The 21,881-nt window shown below is 40.1% G+C and carries 23 protein-coding genes; 17 read left to right on the top strand and 6 right to left on the bottom strand.

Going from position 1 to position 21,881, the window contains the following annotated elements; all coding sequences use genetic code 11:
* Positions 1-3 precede the first annotated feature (3 nt).
* The 11 genes from pelF to SSAL8618_RS04900 all read left to right on the top strand — a co-directional run bounded on the left by pelF (position 4) and on the right by SSAL8618_RS04900 (position 11,403).
* Complete coding sequence (gene pelF / locus SSAL8618_RS04850; RefSeq protein WP_038675874.1) at positions 4-1,410, top strand: GT4 family glycosyltransferase PelF; 1,407 nt, start codon at positions 4-6, stop codon at positions 1,408-1,410.
* On the top strand, positions 1,410-2,861 hold the full coding sequence (gene pelG, locus SSAL8618_RS04855) for an exopolysaccharide Pel transporter PelG (protein ID WP_022496455.1): 1,452 nt from the start codon (positions 1,410-1,412) through the stop codon (positions 2,859-2,861). Before pelF ends, pelG begins: the two co-directional genes overlap by 1 nt.
* Positions 2,858-4,624 (top strand): CotH kinase family protein, encoded by a 1,767-nt coding sequence (locus tag SSAL8618_RS04860; RefSeq protein ID WP_038675877.1) that lies wholly within the window; start codon positions 2,858-2,860, stop codon positions 4,622-4,624. The genes pelG and SSAL8618_RS04860 overlap by 4 nt, the downstream gene beginning before the upstream one ends.
* Positions 4,614-5,342: a polyphosphate polymerase domain-containing protein gene (locus tag SSAL8618_RS04865; protein ID WP_002883511.1), complete on the top strand. Its 729-nt coding sequence runs from the start codon at positions 4,614-4,616 to the stop codon at positions 5,340-5,342. The genes SSAL8618_RS04860 and SSAL8618_RS04865 overlap by 11 nt, the downstream gene beginning before the upstream one ends.
* Before the next feature lie 48 nt (positions 5,343-5,390).
* The gene (locus SSAL8618_RS04870) at positions 5,391-6,062 is read left to right on the top strand and encodes a DUF4956 domain-containing protein (RefSeq protein ID WP_022496458.1); all 672 of its coding nucleotides are present in this window, start codon (positions 5,391-5,393) and stop codon (positions 6,060-6,062) included.
* Positions 6,055-7,476 carry a DUF4832 domain-containing protein gene (locus SSAL8618_RS04875; protein WP_038675879.1) on the top strand — a complete coding sequence of 474 codons (1,422 nt, stop codon included), beginning with the start codon at positions 6,055-6,057 and terminating at the stop codon, positions 7,474-7,476. Before SSAL8618_RS04870 ends, SSAL8618_RS04875 begins: the two co-directional genes overlap by 8 nt.
* Before the next feature lie 14 nt (positions 7,477-7,490).
* Positions 7,491-8,504: a UDP-glucose 4-epimerase GalE gene (galE, locus tag SSAL8618_RS04880; protein WP_021144269.1), complete on the top strand. Its 1,014-nt coding sequence runs from the start codon at positions 7,491-7,493 to the stop codon at positions 8,502-8,504.
* Between the two features lie 191 nt (positions 8,505-8,695).
* Complete coding sequence (locus SSAL8618_RS04885) at positions 8,696-8,932, top strand: DUF1146 family protein (RefSeq protein ID WP_037603973.1); 237 nt, start codon at positions 8,696-8,698, stop codon at positions 8,930-8,932.
* Between the two features lie 67 nt (positions 8,933-8,999).
* Positions 9,000-10,271: a UDP-N-acetylglucosamine 1-carboxyvinyltransferase gene (murA, locus tag SSAL8618_RS04890; RefSeq protein WP_038675881.1), complete on the top strand. Its 1,272-nt coding sequence runs from the start codon at positions 9,000-9,002 to the stop codon at positions 10,269-10,271.
* A gap of 1 nt (position 10,272) precedes the next feature.
* Positions 10,273-10,461: a DNA-directed RNA polymerase subunit beta gene (locus tag SSAL8618_RS04895; protein WP_013990684.1), complete on the top strand. Its 189-nt coding sequence runs from the start codon at positions 10,273-10,275 to the stop codon at positions 10,459-10,461.
* A gap of 60 nt (positions 10,462-10,521) precedes the next feature.
* Positions 10,522-11,403, top strand: coding sequence for a DNA/RNA non-specific endonuclease (locus SSAL8618_RS04900; RefSeq protein ID WP_038675882.1), 882 nt, complete (start codon positions 10,522-10,524; stop codon positions 11,401-11,403).
* 75 nt (positions 11,404-11,478) lie between these two features.
* Here the strand turns inward: SSAL8618_RS04900 and SSAL8618_RS04905 are convergent, their stop codons facing one another.
* Genes SSAL8618_RS04905 through SSAL8618_RS04920 form a run of 4 tightly spaced genes read right to left on the bottom strand, consistent with a single transcriptional unit; the run spans position 11,479 to position 14,467 of the window.
* Complete coding sequence (locus SSAL8618_RS04905) at positions 11,479-12,129, bottom strand: amino acid ABC transporter permease (RefSeq protein ID WP_002886253.1); 651 nt, start codon at positions 12,127-12,129, stop codon at positions 11,479-11,481.
* A gap of 11 nt (positions 12,130-12,140) precedes the next feature.
* A complete protein-coding gene (locus SSAL8618_RS04910; RefSeq protein WP_002886251.1) occupies positions 12,141-12,839 on the bottom strand; it encodes an amino acid ABC transporter permease in 699 nt (232 codons plus the stop codon).
* A gap of 17 nt (positions 12,840-12,856) precedes the next feature.
* Positions 12,857-13,690 (bottom strand): transporter substrate-binding domain-containing protein, encoded by an 834-nt coding sequence (locus tag SSAL8618_RS04915; RefSeq protein WP_037611665.1) that lies wholly within the window; start codon positions 13,688-13,690, stop codon positions 12,857-12,859.
* 9 nt (positions 13,691-13,699) lie between these two features.
* Positions 13,700-14,467, bottom strand: coding sequence for an amino acid ABC transporter ATP-binding protein (locus SSAL8618_RS04920; RefSeq protein ID WP_038675884.1), 768 nt, complete (start codon positions 14,465-14,467; stop codon positions 13,700-13,702).
* 299 nt (positions 14,468-14,766) lie between these two features.
* On the opposite strand from SSAL8618_RS04920, the gene yycF reads away from it, so the two are divergent.
* Genes yycF through SSAL8618_RS04940 form a run of 4 tightly spaced genes read left to right on the top strand, consistent with a single transcriptional unit; the run spans position 14,767 to position 18,043 of the window.
* Positions 14,767-15,474, top strand: a complete 708-nt coding sequence (yycF, locus tag SSAL8618_RS04925) for a response regulator YycF (protein ID WP_002884978.1) — start codon at positions 14,767-14,769, stop codon at positions 15,472-15,474.
* Positions 15,467-16,810 (top strand): cell wall metabolism sensor histidine kinase VicK, encoded by a 1,344-nt coding sequence (gene vicK / locus SSAL8618_RS04930; protein WP_038675887.1) that lies wholly within the window; start codon positions 15,467-15,469, stop codon positions 16,808-16,810. The genes yycF and vicK overlap by 8 nt, the downstream gene beginning before the upstream one ends.
* Before the next feature lie 5 nt (positions 16,811-16,815).
* Entirely contained in the window at positions 16,816-17,625 is an 810-nt protein-coding gene (gene walJ / locus SSAL8618_RS04935; RefSeq protein WP_126405093.1) for an exodeoxyribonuclease WalJ, read from the top strand.
* 58 nt (positions 17,626-17,683) lie between these two features.
* Positions 17,684-18,043 carry a YbaN family protein gene (locus SSAL8618_RS04940; RefSeq protein WP_037611660.1) on the top strand — a complete coding sequence of 120 codons (360 nt, stop codon included), beginning with the start codon at positions 17,684-17,686 and terminating at the stop codon, positions 18,041-18,043.
* A gap of 51 nt (positions 18,044-18,094) precedes the next feature.
* On the opposite strand, the gene SSAL8618_RS04945 is transcribed toward SSAL8618_RS04940, so the two are convergent.
* Both SSAL8618_RS04945 and yidA read right to left on the bottom strand, forming a co-directional pair.
* On the bottom strand, positions 18,095-19,309 hold the full coding sequence (locus SSAL8618_RS04945) for an aminoacyltransferase (protein WP_038675892.1): 1,215 nt from the start codon (positions 19,307-19,309) through the stop codon (positions 18,095-18,097).
* Between the two features lies 1 nt (position 19,310).
* Positions 19,311-20,120 carry a sugar-phosphatase gene (yidA, locus tag SSAL8618_RS04950; protein WP_002890845.1) on the bottom strand — a complete coding sequence of 270 codons (810 nt, stop codon included), beginning with the start codon at positions 20,118-20,120 and terminating at the stop codon, positions 19,311-19,313.
* Positions 20,121-20,297: 177 nt separating this feature from the next.
* Here yidA and SSAL8618_RS04955 point away from each other — a divergent pair, with 177 nt between their 5' ends.
* Both SSAL8618_RS04955 and SSAL8618_RS04960 read left to right on the top strand, forming a co-directional pair.
* Positions 20,298-21,164, top strand: a complete 867-nt coding sequence (locus SSAL8618_RS04955) for a GNAT family N-acetyltransferase (protein ID WP_038675894.1) — start codon at positions 20,298-20,300, stop codon at positions 21,162-21,164.
* Between the two features lie 82 nt (positions 21,165-21,246).
* Complete coding sequence (locus SSAL8618_RS04960) at positions 21,247-21,633, top strand: YwiB family protein (protein WP_002884910.1); 387 nt, start codon at positions 21,247-21,249, stop codon at positions 21,631-21,633.
* Positions 21,634-21,881: the final 248 nt, after the last annotated feature.

Here is a 21,881-nt window from a genome sequence, read left to right on the forward strand (position 1 = left end):
CCGATGAAGATATGTTTAATTCTTGAAGGGTCCTATCCGTATGTTCACGGTGGTGTCTCTACTTGGATGCATCAATATATTACAGAAATGAAAGAGCATGAATTTGTTCTCTGGGTTGTGGGGGCAACACATGAGCAAAAGGGAAAGTTTGTTTATGAACTTCCTGAAAATGTCGTAGAAGTACACGAAGTCTTTTTGGACTATGTTGTGCCAGATAAAGAAGAAGACATAGAGCCACATCAGTTTACAGATGAGGAAAAACAAGCCCTTAAAGATATGGTTTTTTGTCAACAACCTGATTGGAAAGTCTTGTTTAAAATTTTACAGGATGGTAAGGTCGTTCCTAACGATCTCTTGAGTAGTGAGGCCTTTTTTCAGGTCTTGAAGGATCTCTGTAGTGAGCGCTACACGCAGCTATCTTTTTCAGATGTTTTTCACACGATCCGTTCTATGCTGTTTCCACTTTTAAATATTTTATCTTGTCCACCTCCTGAAGCAGATGTTTACCACTCAATCTCTACAGGTTATGGTGGTATTCTTGCAACTTTGGGAAGTTTGACTTATGACAAACCTCTCTTCTTAACTGAACACGGGATTTATACGCGTGAACGTGAGGAAGAATTGCTTCGTGCCAAGTGGGTTTTACCTACAATGCGCCAACAGTGGGTAAGGTTCTTCTATATGTTGTCTGATGCGATTTATCAAAATGCTCAAAAAATTACCAGCCTCTTTACTAAGGCCAAGGAAATTCAGATCGAGATGGGTTGTGATCCAGAGAAATGTCAGGTTATTTCAAACGGGATTGACTACGATGCCTTTTCTCAAATTCCTTTGAAAGAACCAGATGGTTGGATTGATATTGGAGCCGTGGTACGTTTGGCTCCAATTAAGGACATCAAAACCATGTTGTATTCTTTCTACGAACTGGCTCAGCAAGTGCCAAACGTTCGTTTGCATATCATGGGTGGTATAGATGACCAAGAATATGCGGATGAGTGTTTTAGCTTGGCCGATAAGATGGATTTGGGAGATCGTCTCCTATTCACTGGTCGTGTTAATATTCGAGAATATATGAAGAAAATTGATTTTACGCTTTTGACCAGCCTTTCTGAAGGTTTGCCACTTTCTGTTTTAGAATCAATGGCAGCTAGTCGTCCTTGTGTGACGACAGATGTCGGATGTTGTCGAGAATTGCTAGAAGGTCGTGAGGATGACAATCTAGGGATTGCAGGATTTTGTGCGCCACCTACTTGTACAGGGCCTCTTGCAGAAGCTATGAAGAAGATGGCGATTAATGATGCTAGACGTCTTGAAATGGGTGAAATTGCGCGTAAGCGTGTTGAAGCGATATATCAATATCCGCAAATGATCGGTCAGTACCGACGCTTATATGAGGAGGTGGCTGTTTAATGGCCGGTATTGGATTTGAATTACGTAAAATTTACAACGAGGATAGCCTTTTTTCAAAACAAAAGGCCTACGCTTATGCTGGAATTGTTTATACCGGTCCTATGCTTTTGGGGATTTTACTTACAGCTGGTGTCGTTGTTCTGACAATGGTCGCGGGAATCAGTGAAAATGAGCGTGATTATATTCTTTCGAACTTAACCTACGCTATCATCTTTTCACTTGTGATTACCAGTCTCTTTTCTCTGGTGGTAACCCGCTTTGTTGCAGACATGCTCTACGAGAAGAAATTTGAGACTATTATCCCTTCATTTTATGCGTCGAGTGCCTTGATGCTTATGATTGGGACACCGCTGTATGCGATTTATCTAGCATTGGCTAGTCGAAGCTTAGCAGAAGTGGCTATGGGAGTTTTGCTCTTTGGTGAGCTCTGTCTCGTTTGGAATGTGATTACCTACTTGACAGCGATTAAATCCTATAAAGAAATTATCAAAGGTTTCTTTTTAGCGATTGGTGTGACGATTGTCTCTGGGTTACTTAGTATTTTCCTACATCAAAAGTATGGTATCTTCCTAAGTGTTTGTTTGGGATACGGTGGAATGATGTTTTGGATGGTTCGTCTCATCCATGACTATTTCCCATCTAATCTTAAAATGTCCTTTGAGTTTTTGAAATGGTTTGATCAATTTTCTGATCTTGCCAAGACAGGGCTTTACATGTTGGTAGCACTCTTTGCTCATATTATTATTAACTGGTTTGGGCCAATTAGTAAGAGTTTTGACGGCTTCTTCCGTACAGCTCCAGTCTACGATGTGCCAGCCATGCTAGCCTACTTAACGACTTTAGTATCAACACTTAATTTCGTTATGTCTGTCGAGGTTTCCTTCTATCCGCATTTCCGACGTTATTTTAACCTCTACAATGAAGAGGGAAGTCTTTCGGATATCCAGGAAGCTGAAACTCAAATGCTGGATGTCATGAGTAACGAGCTCAAATATGTTTTTTGGAAACAATTGCTAGCGACAATTTTCATTATGTTTTTCGGAAGCGTGGCCTTGACTTATTTACCAATTGGTTTTAACAATCAAATGCATGGGTACTTTTTAACGCTATGTCTTGCTTATGGCCTCTATGCTGTTGGTAATGTAAATATCTTGCTATTGATGTATTTTGCAGATTATAAGGGGGCCAAGAAACTTGCCAAACACTTTGCTATTTTGACAGTAGTTTTGAGTTTTGGTTCTCAGTTCTTGGACTCAGCCTTCCTAGGCTACGCCTTCTTGATTTCTTCTCTTGTTCTTTTTATTGAAAGTGGTCAGGAAATCGATAAATACACAAGTGATCTTCAGTATCATTTCTTAGGAAGCCAAGCCATGGTATCTAAGAAAGACGTGGGCTATTTTGAAAAATGGACTGAGCGTTTAGAAAACGTACAAAAGAGGTGGGGGAAATGAATAGGAAAAAGAGTTTAGCAGCAGTTTTGTTGCTCTGTACGGTCTTTGGTTTTACAGCATGCGGGACTAAGGAGCAAACAAAAAATGGTGTGACAACTAAAAAAGTAGATAAACAAGCAACTACTGATATCACGAATTTGCACTTAAGAGATAAGAAGAGCCTCTATGATAAGGATCATACAAAGGTAACGACCATGTACCTGACAGTACGTCGAGGAGATGCTACAGAAAATCAAAATCACTCATGGTCTGAGGTCAATCAATATTCCGTTGAAGATTATCAGAAAATGCATGTTAAACGATATCAAGTAGCAGGGCTCCTCCAAGTAGGTAACGAGGACGGTCCTGTCTCTGGTGAGTTAGGTTATGACCAAGACGTGCCAAATGCCAGTGTTCAGATTCGTGGGGAAAGTTCAAGTAAGAACGCCCAAAAGAACTACAAAATCAAGATTAAAAAGAACAAGGGTGAGTGGAACGGTCAACGTACGATCAACCTTAACAAACACCAGACTGAAGCCCTTCGCTTTAGAAATAAGTTGTCCTATGATCTAATGGAAGAAATTCCACAACTCATGGGTGCTAGAACGAGTTTTGTTCACCTCTATGTTAAAGATGAAACCTCTGACAATCCTTCAGGTAAATTTGAAGATTATGGTCTCTACACGCAAGTCGAACAGATTAACAAAAACTATCTGAAAGATCACGGTCTGGATGAAAATGCCAACCTTTATAAACCAAACTTCTTCGAATTCTTCCGCTATGAAGATACGATTGTTAAAGAAGATGATCCTAAATTCGATAAGGATAAATTCGAGAAACTTTTGGAAATTAAAGGTAGCCATGATCACACCAAACTTATTGATTTTCTAACCAAGCTCAATGATCCATCAGTGAAGATTGAAACTATCATGGACAAGTATGTAGATCCTGAGAATATCCAATATTGGATGGCCTTCCAGATGTTGCTTGGTAATGATGATACACAGAGTCGTAACATGTATCTCTATAGCCCACAAAACTCAACCAAATGGTACATCATTCCTTGGGATAACGATAGTATCTTGATGAAGAATGAACGTCGTTTGGTAAGTAAGGACAGCGACCAAGCCAATAGCTGGGAAGTCGGTGTCAGCAACTATTGGGGTAACCAACTTTTCCAACGTTTGCTCAAATCAAAAGAGTTCCGCAAGGGACTAGATGAGAAGATGGATGAGCTACGTAAGACAATTACTGGTGACAAGATTTCTTCAATGAGTAATGAATACGCAGCAGTCATTAAACCTTACCTAGCTAAGATGCCTGACCAAATGCATGCTAAGACAACACCTGATAATTACGACAAGATTTTGGCAGATTTGCCAAATGAGTTGGAGAACAACTACAAGATTTACAAAACAAGTCTTGAAAAACCACAACCATTCTTTATCAATAAGCCGGAAGTGGCCAATAACAAATTGAAATTAAGTTGGGGTGCCTCTTACGACTTCAATAACAGCAGGTTGACTTACACAGTTGAGTTAGCTAAGGACTATGAATTTAAAGACAAGGTCTTTGAAAAATCTGGTCTCAAAACTCTCAGTGCTGAAACAGATACCTTGCCTAAGGGACAATATTTTGTACGTGTGACTGCAACTAATGAAGCTGGACAATCACAACGTGCCTTTGACTACTATGTCAATAGTGATAATTCAAAACAATTTGGTATCATGAGCTTCTTTGTTCTTGAAGATGGAAAAATTGGGGTAGATGGCTATGAAGACTAAAGAGAAGCCCTTTCGTCATGAGTTGAAATATGTCATTGGTGAACCAGAAAAGGCTCTGCTAACTGAGCGTTTTAAACATTTGATTCAATTGGATAAGCATGCGACAAATGGTGGTTATACCATTAGGAGTCTTTATTTTGATGACTATTGGAATAGTGCCTATGCTGAAAAAGATGCAGGTATTCTAGTTCGTAAAAAATATCGGATTCGTATCTATAATTTCGGTACCAATAGTATCAAACTAGAGCGTAAGAAAAAGGTAGATACCTACATTTTGAAAGAGGATGCACCTCTAACCGTTGAAGAATTTTATAAAATTATTGATGGGGACTATGACTTTCTCTTAAAAAGTCCATATCCTCTCTGTCAGGAATTTTACTATGAATGCGTTAGTAACATGATGCGTCCACGGACCATCGTTGACTATGAGCGAGAGCCGTGGGTCTATGACTTTGGAACAGTTCGCTTAACCTTTGACCAAAATGTTAGAGTAGCGGTTGGAAGTTTTGATATTTTTGATCCAGACTTACCAACAATTCCAGTCATTGATCCAGAAAAGATGGTTTTCGAAGTTAAATACACAGAGTATCTGCCAAAGATTGTCCAGAGTGTCTTGCCAGGGAAAGCAGACATGATGGCTGTCTCTAAGTACGTATTGGCTTATGAAAAATCTCAGTATCTAAATGGTTTTGAATACTGGGAAGATGGGAATATATAAATAGGAAAAGGCTAAGTTTGGAAGAACTTAGTATAAGAAGGGGAGTTTATGAGTGTTCAAGACTTTATAAAAAAATCAATTTTGCAGTCTGATAACTATGCGACACAATCACCGTTACGTATTGTTATCGTCTTGCTACTTGCCTTGTTGATTGGAGCCTTTATCTATAAGGTTTATCAGCATTTCTTTACAGGCGTTATTTATTCACGCAGTTTTGCCATGACCTTGGTCGGTATGACCTTGCTCACGTCAATGGTAACACTGGCAATCAGTTCAAACATCGTTATCTCACTTGGTATGGTCGGTGCCCTCTCTATCGTCCGTTACCGTACCGCAGTTAAGGATCCTATGGACTTGCTCTACCTTTTCTGGGCAATTACCTCAGGGATTACGGTAGGGGCAGGTATGTATGTCCTAGCCGTTGTAACGTCTATCGTTATCCTTTTAATGCTTATTGTCTTTAGCCGCTTGCAAGAGACTGGTAAGGTGTATATCGCTGTGGTTCACTATGATGGTGAGCACACAGGTGACAAAGTTATTCAAGAACTTGGTCGCATCAAACACTTTATCAAGTCTGAAACCATGCGAAAAGACAGTGTTGAGATGGCTATTGAAGTCTTTGTGAAAAATAACGACCTTACCTTCGTTGAAAACATTAAATCTATCGAAGGTGTCAAAGACCTTACGCTGATCCAATACAACGGCGAATACCATGGCTAGTAAACGTGAGAAGAAGAGTTGGAGTAGTCGAAAGAAGAAACTTTGGCTCGTCATCTGTCTAATCATCATTACGAGTGGTCTTTATGCTATTTTTGTGTATTTGAATACCAGAAATACAGGTACCAAGTTTGAATATACGCTTTCAGACAAGAGTTTTGGGAATCCGCTCATGGGTTATGTCCCTTCAGCGGAAGAAAAAACAGTTTCTGAAGATGTTCATCTTGTCTATGTTGATATCACATGGAAAGAATTAGAACCTAAAAAAGGCCACTATAACTGGGAAACAATTGAAGAAAGTAACCAGTTCAAACGATGGAAGAAAGAAGGCAAGCAGGTCGTCTTACGTTTCTTGCTAGATTACCCTGGCAAATCAAGTCATAAGGATATCCCTGACTGGTTGGGAAATGAAATTTCTGACCTTGGGGATGCTTATAACACATCCTACGGTAAAGGATTTTCACCAAATTACCAAAATAAACTGCTTAGAAAATACTATAAAGAAGCTGTTACTGCTATGGGACAGCGTTGGGGCAATGATGATTTTATCGCCTACATCGAACTTGGTGGCTTAGGACACTGGGGTGAGTGGCATGTTCACTCAGATGCTGGCATTCGCCAATTGCCACGAAAAGAAGTTCGTAAGGACTATATTGCACCGTTTCAACCAGCCTTTCCTAAAGCGAAGATTCTTATGAGAAGACCTTTTGATACAGGTTTGGAAGGTGATTTTGGAATCTACAATGATGTCTTTGGAGACAAATCAGCAACTAAAACCTGGTTAAATTGGATTCAAAATGGTGGCTCATACGATCAAACTCAAGAGCAAGCAGCCTTGAAAGCCATGCCTAAGGCTTGGGAAAAGGCTCCTATCGGTGGTGAATTAACAAGTTCACAGTCTATGTCAAGCTTACTCGGTAATAACTTAGATGAGTTAACTGAAGAAGCTAAGGCAGCTCATCTGACCTTCTTGGGTCCAAAGGTTGCTGAAGATATCGGTGACGGGCATGCTGCTTATAAGGAGCTTTTGAAGAACATGGGCTATCGCCTCTGGGTATCAGGTTTGACAATCTCCAAAGGAGAGAGCAAGGTTGATATTACCCTTAATTTGGAAAATTCTGGGGTTGCCCCTTTATATGGGGATTGGCCTGTGGTATTATACTTGTGTAATACTAATGGCAAGGTTCTTCAAGCACAACAACTTGAGTGTCGTTTGTCTGAATTGCTTCCTGATCAAACAACTGAACTTAAGGCAAGTTTCGCCTATTCTAAAGATCAGAACTATCAAGTGAAGCTAGGAATTCTATCTCCAATGACACAAGAGCCTTCGGTTCATTTTGCCATGAAAGGTTTTGAAGGAGAAGTTATGCCTAAATTAGCAACGATTCAAAAGGATCAAAAAGGCACTGGCAAGTAAGAAAGGAAAAATAAATGTCTATTTTAATTACAGGAGGAGCTGGCTATATCGGTAGCCACACAACCGTTGAACTCCTTAATGCAGGTTTCGATGTAGTCTTAGTTGATGACTTTTCAAATAGTTCGCCAGCGGTACTTGAACGTTTGGAAAAGATTACGGGTAAAAAGTTTCCATTTTATCAAGGCTCCATTTTAGATACTGATTTTTTGGATAAGGTTTTCACAAATGAAGATATTGAGTTAGTTATTCACTTTGCGGCCTTCAAGGCAGTGGGTGAATCTGTTCAAAAACCTTTGAAATATTATAAGAACAACATCAGTGGTACCATTACCCTCCTTGAAAAAATGAAGGAATATGATGTTAAAAACATCGTCTTCAGTTCAAGTGCAACAGTTTACGGTACCAATAATCCTTCTCCAATGACCGAAGATATGCCAACGTCAGCGATTAACCCATATGGTTATACTAAGTTGATGATGGAACAAATTCTTACAGACGTAGCTGCTTCAGATCCGTCATGGTCTGTCACAAATCTTCGTTATTTCAATCCTATCGGTGCTCATGAAAGTGGTTTGATTGGGGAATTGCCAAACGGTATTCCAAACAACCTGATGCCATATATTACACAAGTAGCTATCGGTAAACTGCCTGAGCTTAACGTCTTTGGGGATGACTATCCAACTCCAGATGGTACAGGTGTGCGTGACTACATTCACGTTCTTGACCTGGCCTCAGGTCACTTGGCTGCTGTCAAATATAATTTGAGTCATAAAGGTGCTGAGATTTTCAACTTGGGTACTGGACATGGTTATAGCGTTTTGGATCTCGTTAAGACTTTCGAAGCTGAAAACAAGGTTGCTATCCCATACCGTATTCAAGGACGTCGTGCTGGCGATATTGCTACTTGCTATGCCTCTCCTGAAAAGGCCAAAGAAGTCCTTGGCTGGGAAGCTAAGAAGACCTTGAAAGAAATGGTTAGAGATTCATGGCGTTGGCAAACGACTAACCCAAACGGTTATGAAGACTAAGTAGCATAACTCAAATTATCAGTTCCTAGGGAGTGTAAGATAAGCACTAGATTATTTTAAACTATGCCTAATCTAGTAGCTTCAAAAATAAAGAGAAGAGGAGTGGGAGCGGTCACTAAATGATTACAGATTTAGAACTGTCTCACCCTCTTTTTATGTTTAAGCTTAGCTTTCTATGGTATAATGAAACTATGACTATAATTAATCAATTCGTCACTTTGGCGAGTCACCTTGTATTTATAGGATTGAGCTACCAAATGCTGATTAGCCTTTTTGATTGGGCGAAGATCATCAAAAATCCGATTGAAAATACTGGTAAATTGAAACTCTTTTTGCTCTTTATCAGTATTGCCTTAGGCTACCTTATCAGCTCCTTTGTTCTGGCGGTTTTAGCTTTTGGACAGAATATGGCTAGCTCGATTTCTTAAATTAGTGATTTTAAAAGACTTTTGATATAATACAAAAAGATGAAAATGACCCTTGAAAGGAATCCTTATGGATAAAATTATTGTGCAGGGTGGCAACACTCGATTAAGTGGTGAGGTTGTCATTGAAGGTGCTAAAAACGCTGTCCTCCCTTTGTTGGCAGCGACTATCTTGGCCTCAGAAGGTCAAACAACCTTAACTAATGTTCCAATCTTGTCAGATGTTTACACGATGAATAATGTTGTTCGTGGTTTAGATATTGCTGTAGACTTTGACGAGGAAAATAATACCGTTGTCGTTGATGCTAGTGGAGAAATTCTCGATCAAGCACCATACGAGTATGTTAGCAAGATGCGTGCGTCAATCGTAGTTCTTGGACCTATTCTTGCCCGTAATGGTCACGCTAAGGTTTCAATGCCTGGCGGTTGTACGATTGGTAGTCGTCCAATCGACCTCCACCTCAAAGGTTTAGAAGCAATGGGTGCTAAAATTACCCAAGTTGGTGGTGACATTACTGCGACAGCAGAAAACCTTAAAGGTGCAACTATTTATATGGACTTCCCATCTGTTGGTGCCACTCAAAACCTTATGATGGCAGCAACTTTGGCTGATGGTGTTACAACCATTGAAAATGCTGCGCGTGAACCAGAAATTGTTGACTTGGCCCTCCTTCTTAACGAGATGGGAGCAGACGTCAAAGGTGCTGGAACTGAAACGCTCGTGATTAAAGGTGTTAAAGCTCTCCATGGTACTAAACATGCGGTTGTTCAGGACCGTATTGAAGCCGGTACTTTTATGGTAGCGGCAGCTATGACTTCTGGAGATGTTCTCATCAAAGATGCTATCTGGGAACATAACCGTCCTTTGATTTCAAAATTATTGGAAATGGGTGTCGATGTTAAGGAAGAAGAAGGTGGCATTCGTGTTAAATCTGATATTTCTCAATTGAAACCAGTAACCGTTAAAACTCTACCTCACCCAGGTTTCCCAACTGACATGCAGGCTCAATTTACAGCACTTATGGCAGTGGTAAACGGGGAATCAACCATGATTGAAACTGTCTTTGAGAATCGCTTCCAACACTTGGAAGAAATGCGTCGTATGGGACTTCATTCAGAAATCCTTCGTGACACGGCTATGATTCACGGTGGTTTGCCACTTCAAGGTGCTCAGGTTATGTCTACTGACCTTCGAGCTTCAGCAGCACTTATTCTTACAGGAATGGTAGCTGAAGGAACAACGACTGTTGGTAAATTAACACACTTGGATCGTGGTTACTATCAATTCCATGAGAAACTAGCTAAACTAGGAGCAAATATTTCACGTGTAAGTGAGGCTTAGTATGGAAACTGGTAAAGGCTATGTTTTTCGTCAATTATTACTTGTTTTGAGTGTGTGTGTGATTGGCCTTGCTTTTCTAGCTATCGGTTTGATGGTTGGCTATGCTGTTTTAGGAGAGGGCAAGGATCCAATAAGCATCTTAAAACCAGAAACTTGGCAGGCAATTGTTGCTAAATTTACAGGAAAATAAAGGGAGTGGGAAGTAATCCCGCTCCTTTAGTCATGACATTCATATAAAAGAAAGAGAACAATGGCAAAAAGAAAGACATCTTTAACAAATAAACAGAAACGTCAGCTAGTCTCGTTACTGATAGCGGTTTTGATTGCAGTTTTAGGTTACGTTGGAACGAGTAATAAGCTCTCACCTAACAATCCAATCAAGCAGGTAGCTAGTCTAGTCTCGGGAAAATCCAATAACTACGTCAAATCAAACGGCTCAACAAGTGGGCAGTCTACGCCACAAGAGCAACTCGCAGAGACGGTGATGACCAGCTCTGTCAAGAGTCAACTAGGAAACGCCATAGAATGGAATGGGGCTGGTGCCTATATTGTTAACGGTAATAAAACCAATCTTAATGCTAAGGTATCTAGCCAACCCTACGCTAATAACCAAGTTAAAACGGTTCAAGGACAAACGGTTCCTACAGTTGCGAATGCCTTGTTAAGTAAAGCGACCAGACAGTACAAAAATCGTCAAGAAACAGGGAATGGCTCAACCTCTTGGACACCAGCTGGATGGCATCAAGTTCACAATCTTTCAGGAGAGTATAGCCATGCCGTAGACCGAGGCCATTTGTTAGGTTATGCACTTGTAGGTGGTCTCAAAGGATTTGATGCCTCGACTTCAAATCCAGAAAATATTGCCGTTCAAACTGCTTGGGCTAACCAAGCTAATAGCGAAACTTCCACAGGCCAAAACTATTATGAAAGCCTGGTACGTAAAGCTCAGGATAAAAATAAACGTGTCCGTTATCGCGTTACCCTCATTTATGAAGGAGATAACCTGATTCCATCAGGATCACATCTTGAAGCCAAGTCAGCAGATGGCTCGCTTGAGTTCAACGTCTTCGTTCCAAATGTCCAACAGGGAATTACCCTAGATTATTATTCAGGGAAAGTAACGGTGAATTAATGAAAAAACGACTCCGGTTGGAGTCGTTTTTAGTATCTAGAAAAACAAAAACCCACCCGCAGGTGAGTTTTTATTTTATTCACTAGCTTGCTCCCATTGTTTAGAGAGGTAGCGAGAGTAGCTAGAAATAGCAAAGTTAACCACGAAATAAGCTAAAGCCACAATTCCGTATAAGGTAAAGATTTGGCTAGGTTCGTAGTAACCACCCATCAAAATCTGACTCTTACCAAACAATTCTTGTAAGGCGATAACAGAGTAAAGGAAAGAAGTATCCTTGATAACTGTTACGAATTGAGAAATGATAGATGGTAACATCTTACGAATAGCTTGTGGGAAGATGATGTAAATAAAGATTTGTTTGTTGTTAAATCCTTGAGACAAGCCGGCTTCCGTTTGGCCATGGTCGATAGAGTTCAGTCCCCCACGAATGATTTCCGCCAAGGCAGCAGAGGTAAAGACCGTGAAAGAGGTAATCCCTGCCGCAGTTGATTTGAGTTGGAAGACCAGGAAGATAATGAAAATCCAAAGCAAGTTAGGAACATTACGGACGAACTCAACGTAGATAGAAGCAATCCAACGCAGAATAGGATTCTTTCCGTTACGCATCACCGCCAGAATAGTTCCGAACAGGGTAGATAGCACGATGATGAAGAAAGACAAGTAAAGAGTCGTCCACATCCCTTGTGCCAAGAATTTAAGGTTAGTAGCTGATAAAACTTCTGACATAGTGGACCTCCTTAGTAAGCTTTCTTATTCTCTTCTTCTTTACGACGTGCCCAAGTAGCTAGAGGGAAACACATGATAAAGTAGAGGAAGGCAGCCCCAGCAAAGGCCGGCACATAGTTAGTGGTATCATAAGCCCAAGCCTTAGCAGTGAACATGATATCTGCCCCAGAGATAATGGCAACTGTAGAAGTATTCTTAATCAAGTTAACCACTTGGTTGGTCAATGGTGGCAAGATAGTACGCACGGCTTGAGGCAAGATGATGATACGCATGGTATCAGCGTAGGTGAATCCTTGAGACAAAGCGGCTTCGGTTTGACCTTTAGGAACTGCCTCGATACCTGTACGAATAATTTCAGAGATATAGGCTCCTGTGTAGACACCCACACAAAGGATAGCTGTCAATGAAATTGGAATCATGACATGACCATCAGTCAAGATTGAAATCCCATAGAAGACAACCACGAATTGCACGAGCAAGGGTGTGTTCTGGAAGATTTCGACATAAACACGTGAAATGCCACGAAGGACTTTGTTATGAGTCGAACTCATAGCCCCAAAGATAAGCCCAAGAAGAAGGGCAACAATCAAGGCACCAATTGAAATACCGAGGGTATAGAAGAAACCTTTGGCAAACTGACCAAAGTTAGCGAAGAAAGCAGCCCAACGTTCAAGAGCGAAAGGACTAGCCGTTTCAGTTAAAAGATACATAAATTCAGGACTCCTTTCTATTTATCTTCAGCCTTAGCTGGTTTCAAGTGATACTTATCGTAGAGTTTTTGAAGGCTACCATCTTTTTGCCATTTAGCAATCAAATCGTTGGTATAATCAATCAACTCTTGGTTAGACTTACTTGAAGCAATACCGTACTCTTGTGTTTTGAAACCTTCATCAAGGATCTTGGTTTTATCACTTTCGTAACCTGACAAGATTGATTTATCACCAGCAAAGGCGTCAATACGGTAAGCATAGAGTGATACGGCTAACTCAGGATAAGATCCAAGTTGAACGTAGTCAAACTTAAGGTTATTAGCTGAAGCGTACTCTTCAACAGCAGCTTTGGCAGATGACCCTTGAGACACTCCAATAGTTTTACCGTTTAGGTCAGAAAGTTTCTTATAGCCAGATTTGGTTTGAACGAGGAAACCGATTTGGTCGTAGTAGTAAGGATTTGACATGGCATATGAAGCCTTACGCTCATCTGTAATGGTATAAGTAGCGATAAGCATGTCAATAGTTCCGTTATCCATAAGGGCTTCACGAGTTTGTGGGGTAACCGCTGTAAAATTCACCTTAACCTTAAGTTCTTTGGCAATTTTCTTAGCGAGGTCAATTTCCATCCCTTGATAGGTATTAGTTTTGGCTGAATAGTAACCAAAGTTTGGGACATCCTGTTTGACACCAACGTTTAGAGTCCCTTTTTTGACAATTTTTTGAATTGCAGCACTATTGAGTAGTTTACTGCTTTCATCTGCCTGACTACTTTTAGTGTTCCAGAGGAGAACTGCTAGAAAAGCTATAACAGAGATAGCTAAAATGCGACTAAGTTTCTTGATTAACATAAGTCCTCCTTAGGCGTCCACTTGGACACGATCAGAGTTGTGGTCGATAATCTTAGAAAGGAATTGAACTGCACGAGGTTCAGTTGGATTGTCAAAGAAACCATCCACATCCGTAGTGTCTACAAGAACTTGACCTTCAGCCATGAAAATGATACGGTCAGCCACACTGCGGGCAAAGCCCATTTCGTGGGTTACGACAACCATGTTCATGCCACCTTTGGCAAGGTTTTGCATAACCGCAAGCACGTCACCGATAGTTTCTGGGTCAAGGGCTGACGTTGGTTCATCAAAGAGCAAGAGCTCAGGATTCATGGCAAGACCACGGGCAATTGCGATACGTTGTTTTTGCCCACCAGAAAGCATGCCAGGGTATGAATCTTTCTTGTCCCACATGTTAACGTAGCGAAGGAATTTTTCAGCAGTCTTTTCGGCGTCTGCCTTACTGATTCCAAGAACCTTGATTGGTGCCAAAGTTACATTTTCAAGAACGGTTTTGTGTGGGTAGAGGTTGAAGTGCTGGAAGACCATCCCTGCTTCCTTACGAAGTTCCACCAAGTCTTTGGCAGAAGCTTCTGTCACATTATGTCCGTTAACGATTAGGGTACCGTTATCAATTGATTCCAAGGCATTGATTGTACGGATAAGGGTAGATTTCCCAGACCCAGAAGGTCCCAAGAGAACCACAACTTGTCCTTTTTCAATTTCTAGATTGATATCACGAAGTGCATGATAATCTCCGTAGTATTTATTGACATTTTTAAATTCGATAAGTGCCATAAGAGCCTCCTAAAATTTTACATTTATATATGTAACAACAAGTGTGTATTTTACTATATATATCGGTAAATGTCAAAAATGTTTGAAAATTCAATCATAATGTTCGCCTTTTAACCGATTACAGGTTACAAAACTATCTCAAAAAACAAAGAAAGCTTGTCTATCAGCGTGATATCTCGTGATATCTATAGTAGAAACTTGGTCCTTGACCTAATTTTTGGTATAATGTGTTTGATATGTAAAGTTTTTTTCTACTTTGCAGAAATGAAATGACTTAAGAAAACCGATGAGGTGTTTATATGAAAAAAATTCTAGTTGTTGATGACGAAAGACCGATTTCGGACATCATCAAGTTTAACCTGACAAAAGAAGGTTATGAAGTGGTTACGGCTTTTGATGGTCGTGAAGCTTTGGAGCAGTTTGAAGCTGAAAAGCCAGACTTGGTCATCCTGGACTTGATGTTGCCTGAACTAGATGGTTTAGAAGTTGCTAAGGAAATTCGAAAGACAAGTCATACACCAATTATCATGCTCTCCGCTAAGGATAGCGAGTTTGATAAGGTTATCGGACTAGAAATTGGGGCGGACGACTATGTGACGAAACCATTTTCTAATCGTGAATTGTTGGCACGTATCAAAGCTCACCTGCGTCGTACAGAGACTATTGAAACAGCAGCAGAAGAAAGCTCTAACTCTGGCAAGCAGGAGATTTCAATTGGTGAGTTGATTATTGTTCCAGATGCATTTGTTGCTAAAAAACGTGGAAATGAAGTTGAGCTCACACACCGTGAATTTGAGTTGCTTTTCCATTTGGCAACTCATATGGGACAAGTGATGACGCGTGAGCATTTGCTTGAAACTGTTTGGGGCTATGACTATTTTGGTGATGTTCGTACGGTTGACGTAACCATTCGTCGTCTCCGTGAAAAAATTGAAGATACACCTAGTCGTCCTGAATATATTTTGACGCGTCGTGGTGTTGGTTATTATATGAAGAATTATGACTAGTATTGGCTTAAACATCACAAGCTTTGAACTAGCCTTACTCTTTACGCTCCTTTTTGTGGCTTTCTACTTTATTTTTCTTGCTTATCGTGATTATCGACAAGTCAAAAATATTCGAAAGTTGACCAAGAGGGTCAAGTCCTTAATGGCAGGTAACTATAATGAGGAGTTACGTTTAAAGGGTGATCCAGAGCTTTTAGAGCTAGCTGATAGCTTAAATGATTTATCGGACGTCTTTCGTTTGACACATGAAAATCTAGCCCAGGAAAAAAACCGCTTATCATCAGTCCTCTCTTACATGAGTGATGGAGTCATTGCGACAAATCGTCGTGGTCAAATTACCATGATTAATAGCACAGCTCAGCGTTTGTTGAATCTAGATTTTGAGACAGCGACACAGATGTCCATTTTAGACTTATTAGATGGTGAAAATCCCTACACCTATAGTGAATTGCTGTCTAAGACTCCTGAAATTCATTTGTCTCGTCGAGATGCCAACGATGAATTTGTGACCTTACGCGTTAACTTTGCTCTTATTCGTAAAGAGTCTGGATTCATTTCAGGTCTGGTTGCCGTTCTTCATGATGCTACTGAGCAGGAAAAAGAAGAGCGTGAACGTCGTCTATTTGTTTCAAACGTTAGTCACGAGTTGCGTACACCTCTGACTTCTGTAAAATCTTATCTAGAGGCACTTGATGATGGAGCTCTCAACGAAGATATCGCCCCTAACTTTATCAAAGTTTCGCTAGATGAGACCAATCGTATGATGCGAATGATTTCTGACCTCTTGGCACTTTCTCGTATTGACAATAAGAGCACTCAACTTGATGTTGAAATGACTAATTTCACGGCCTTCATGACCTATATCTTGAATCGTTTTGATCAAATCAAAAGTCAAGAAAGCAATACTGGTAAGACGTACGAAATTATTCGAGATTACCCTGTAAATTCTATTTGGGTGGAGATTGATACGGATAAGATGACTCAGGTCGTGGATAATATTCTTAACAATGCCATCAAGTATTCTCCTGATGGTGGTGAGATTACAGTGTCCATGAAGACAACTGATTCACAGTTGATTGTTTCTATTTCTGACCAAGGTTTAGGTATCCCTAAGAAAGATTTACCTTTGATTTTCGACCGTTTTTACCGTGTTGATAAGGCCAGAAGTCGTGCCCAGGGTGGAACGGGTCTAGGCTTGTCCATTGCCAAAGAGATTATTAAACAACATAAGGGCTTCATTTGGGCTAAGAGTGAGTATGGTAAGGGTTCAACATTTACAATTGTGCTTCCATATGACAAGGATGCCATGATGGTTGATGAATGGGAGATGGAGTAGAAATGATCTCAGATTTAGGGTTTAAATATAGTATTTTGGCTTCAGGGTCAACTGGTAATTCCTTTTACTTGGAAACTCCAGAGAAGAAGATTCTTGTAGATGCTGGTTTGTCTGGTAAGAAAATCACAAGTTTGCTAGCTGAGATTGATCGTGACCCGAGTGATTTGGATGCAATCTTAGTAACGCATGAACACAAGGATCACATCCATGGCGTAGGCGTTTTAGCTCGTAAATATGGCATGGATATCTACGCCAACGAGAAAACCTGGCAGATTATGGATAGTAAAAATATGCTTGGCAAGATTGATAATAGCCAGAAACATGTTTTTTCTCGTGACAAGCTTCTGACCTTTGGAGACCTTGATATTGAGTCTTTTGGAGTTAGTCACGATGCTATTGATCCACAGTTCTATCGCTTTATGAAAGATGGAAAGAGTTTTGTCATGTTAACGGATACGGGTTATGTTTCTGATCGTATGGCAGGTATTATTGAGAATGCCGACGGCTATCTGATTGAGTCCAATCATGATGTTGAAATCCTTAGAGCAGGTTCATATCCTTGGTCAACCAAGCAACGTATCCTCTCTGATCAAGGTCACTTGTGTAATGAAGATGGAGCGGATGCTATGATTCGTACCATCGGTAATAAAACTAAAAAGATCTACTTGGGTCACCTTTCCAAAGAAAATAATATCAAGGAGTTGGCCCACATGACGATGGAAAATCAGTTGGCACGTGCTGACTTTGGTGTTGGAACTGACTTTAAAGTTTATGATACCTCACCAGACACAGCGACTCCACTGACAGACATTTAAAAATAGCAGAAGAGCTGCACTAATACGTTTAGTGCAGCTTTTTAAAAGGAATGTATTTATGAAAGTAATTTATCTCTCGTTAGGGTTTGTCTCGCTCGGTTTGGGAATTCTTGGGATTCCCCTCCCTATCTTACCCACAACACCTTTTCTACTTTTAGCCATTGCTTGCTTTGCTAGAAGTTCCAAACGTTTTGAGAAATGGTTATATCATACTAAGCTGTATCAAAGTTATGTAGCCGATTTTCGAGAAACCAAATCAATTGCCAAAGAACGAAAGAAAAAGATTATCATCCAAATCTATGTTTTGATGGCAATTTCAATCTTTTTTGCCCCTATACTATGGGTGAAAATCGGACTCTTTTGCCTGACGGTCTTCATCACTTATTATCTCTTTAAGGTTATTCCTGATAAAGACTAAGCTATCATCAAAAAATGAGACTTCCAAGATGGAGTCTCATTTTATATATTATTAATGTTTGCTACGTAATTTCTTACGGAGTTTATAGGCAAAATTGGCTGGTCCGTATAGAGGGCTAACTGGAAGGTTGAATTCCCCAATGAATTGTTCAATACGTGGGTTAAATTTGGACTTGAAATTATACAAACCACCATCTAGTGAATTTTCAATTCCTCCCATGTTTTGCCACTCAGCACCACGCTCAAAAGCATGATTAGCTGTTTCATACCATGTCAAGATAGCCGGTTGATAACGGCGGTAATCTTCATCCATTCCTGCATAGATATTCTCAGATGTCTTGCCAAATTCGAGAACGAGTGTACCAGAGAGTGGGACCGTCTTATTTCCAGCATCAACTTTTTCTTGAAGAAAGTCAATTTCCTCTTTAAGTCTCTTGTGCTCTTGTTTATTGTTCTCGATTTTTCCTGGTTTAGTTTTTTCAGTGAACTTGGCTGCATCAGCAATGTTCTTTTCGAGTTGCTTATTGAGGTCTTTGAGACGAGCTGGTAAATCAAGAGTTGAGAGTGTAATGTAAGAAGATTTTGGGTAGGTAGTCAACAACTTTTCATAATAATCAATGCCACGAAGGTGGATGTTCTTACGGGCCTCAGTCTTTTTCATCAAAGATGCGAATTGTTCAAGAAGCTCAGTGCCACCAAATTGGACTGAAATCCCCTTATTTCGAGCAGTACGAACAGCCTGCTTGGTACTCTTAGAGAGTTGTTCCTCAGTGAAATCTTCCTTATGGATATTAGCCTGGAAGCGTGGTTGAATATTTTCAGCCATATCTTCAGTGAGGCCAGTCCATTCAACGCCAAGGGACTGGATATTTTTAGCAATAGCTAGTGTTTCTTCACGAATTTCAGCTTCTTGTGAAATCAAGTTTTTAGTCACAAAGAGGCTTGGATCAAATTTAACAAAGAGGGCACGCTTTGTTTTAGCATATTTTTTAAGCGAAGCCATAACAAAGGCGAGCAACTCTTTATCTTGATAGTCCATAATAGGTCCACGAGGGATATAAATCATAGAAAAGCCAAGAGGGAGCGGCTGAATAAGGACACTAGCGACAGCAACGATATTACCATCTTGATAGAAACCTAGGCGGTCATTTCCCCAGCTGTCCTTGATTTTAGCCCATGAACTACTCTGTAATAAATTCGTTTGAGGACTATCTATAACAAAACGGTCATGCTCAGAAGTACTGAGTCCAGTTTTATAGGTATACATATTATTCTAGAACCCACTTTCTAATAGCGTAAGCGACACCAGATTCATCATTTGATTTTGTGATGTGTTTCGCAATTTTCTTCATTTCTGGATTACCATTTTCCATAACAACAGGAGAGCCAACGACTTCAAGCATAGCACGGTCATTTTCTTCATCACCGATAGCCATTGTTTCTTCTTTAGAAAGACCGAGTTTTTCAGCAAGATGGGTTACAGCAATCCCTTTGTTGGCTGTTTTCTTAAGAATTTCTAGGTAAAATGGTGTTGATTTTACAATGGTAAAGCGGTCATAAAATTCCTGTGGAAGTTTGGCAATGGCTGCATCAAGAATTTCAGGCTCATCGATATACATGGCCTTAACAAATTCCTTGTCAGCTACCTCTTCAGGTGTACGATAGTAAATCGGCATATGAACAAGTGTAGACTCATGAACCGTGTAGCGGCCAATATTGCGATTACTTGTGTAGATACCATCTTTAGTAATGGCGTGAGAATGAACACCAAGCTTGTTAGCCAAAACCTCAATATCAAGGTAGTCTTCGTATGAGAGTGTCTCACGAATTAATTCATTACCAGTAGAAGTTTCTTGGACAAGCCCACCATTGAATGTGATAACATAATCTCCGTCTTGGTTGAGGTTAAGCTCTTCAAGAAGTGGAAGAACTCCTGGAATAGGGCGACCAGTCGCGATAACAACCTTTACACCAGCAGCTTTAGCATCTTGGATTGCTTGAAAGACTTCCGGTGTAACTTGACGTTGGCTATTTAAAAGCGTTCCATCAATATCAACAGCAATAAGTTTAATAGACATAATAATTACCTGTTTCGTTTAGTTAGTTTCCCTTCTATTTTACTAAAATTTAGGCGCTTTGTCATAGTTCTTCCTGAGAAAAGTATTATTGTCTCTTTAAAGAAGTAGATTAGGTAAGAATTGCCCAAATGCTTTTTAATTGGTAAAATAAGGTCAGACAAATAAAGGAGAGATAAAGTGATTCGAGCAACCAACCAATTGACGGAGCAAGAACGGAAGTCAGCAAAAGCATTGATTGCTAGCTGCCAAGCCCATGATCAAACCTTTCGAGAACCTTATCTCTCCAATATGCTTAATTTTGATTCCAATATGCCGGCCTTTTTCCTCTATTGTCAAGAGGGAGAGTTGCTTGGCTTATTAACGGTTTATGCGGATGATGAAGACATTGAAGTGAGCATCCTAGTGGACCCTAGTCATCGTCGCGAGGGTATTGCCCATGCGATGTATAGAAGCTTTGAAAAAGAAATGGCATCTTACCCTATTCGCTCAGTGACCTTTCAGACGGAGCGTGTTTTTCTCGATCATCATCCTGATTTGGCAAGTCATTGGGATTTGGTTGAAGATGAAGAGACGGAAACCTGGCTAGGGAGAGACAGAACACCATATGCTCTGGATTCCTGTTCAGATGTCAAGGTGCTCTTAGCTGAACCTTCTTACCTAGATGCAATTGCCCATCTCCACCACCAAGCCTTTTCTGATGCAGAGCAAACACTCGAAGTAAGTCGCAGATACATTACAGAGGCATTGAAGGACTCTGATGGCCTACTTTACATCCTCATCAAAGAAGGTCAAGTGATTGGAGTTTGTACGGTCGATTTATCTGGGAATAGCAACTACCTTTATGGACTTGCCGTAGCAGAAGCCTATCGTGGCCAAGGCTATGGAAGCTATCTGGCAAAATCAGTCGTCAATCAACTCATTGCGCAAAATGACAAGTCCTTCCAAATTGCAGTGGAAGATAGCAATGTAGGTGCCAAACGCTTGTATGAAAAGATTGGCTTTGTCAAACAAACCCAGGTGGTTTACTTGAAGCAGAAAGGGTAAACGCAATGTTGAAACTCTCTTTGAGGTTAGAGTTGCTATCGTCTTAAGTAAAAAGTAGTTATAGAACAGAAAGGAGTAATCAATGGAAATTAAAATCAAAAACAAAATTAAAGTAGGCGATCAAACGGAAATTATCGAAGAAATCCACACTTGTGAGGTTATGGAAAAAGGGGATTATACCTATCTTGTTCATCATAATTCCGAGAAAGAAAAAGTGGTTATTAAGTTGAATCAGGATGAGCTAGTGATGACACGCTTTTCTAATCCTAAATCCATTATGCGTTTTTCTGCTAAAGTACCTGCCTTGGTCCACATTCCGACACCGCTTGGTACCCAACATTTTCTGACAGACACTAGTTTATTTGCTCATGACCCGAATGGACAGACAGTTGATATTCATTATCAATTGAAACATCCAGAAACAGAAGACGTTTTTGCTGATTATGAATTAGAAGTTTCTTGGTTTTAATTTTTGAAAAAATAGAATCATTTTGCTTGAATTAATAATAATTTATGATAAAATGTAAAATACAAATAAGGGAGTAGCAGGCAACTTTAATCATGAAATTTGATTAGTAGTTGCGATTATGTCGTCATTACGAAATTTTATATTTCCGGCATATTCTTAAACAGCGAGACTTGTTTTTAATGAAACAAGTCTCTTTTTGTATATAAAAAGAGTCTTGTTAGCCATTTTTCCCTATATAGAAGGAGGAG

It is taken from the genome of Streptococcus salivarius, assembly GCF_000785515.1.
GTDB classification, from domain to species: domain Bacteria; phylum Bacillota; class Bacilli; order Lactobacillales; family Streptococcaceae; genus Streptococcus; species Streptococcus salivarius.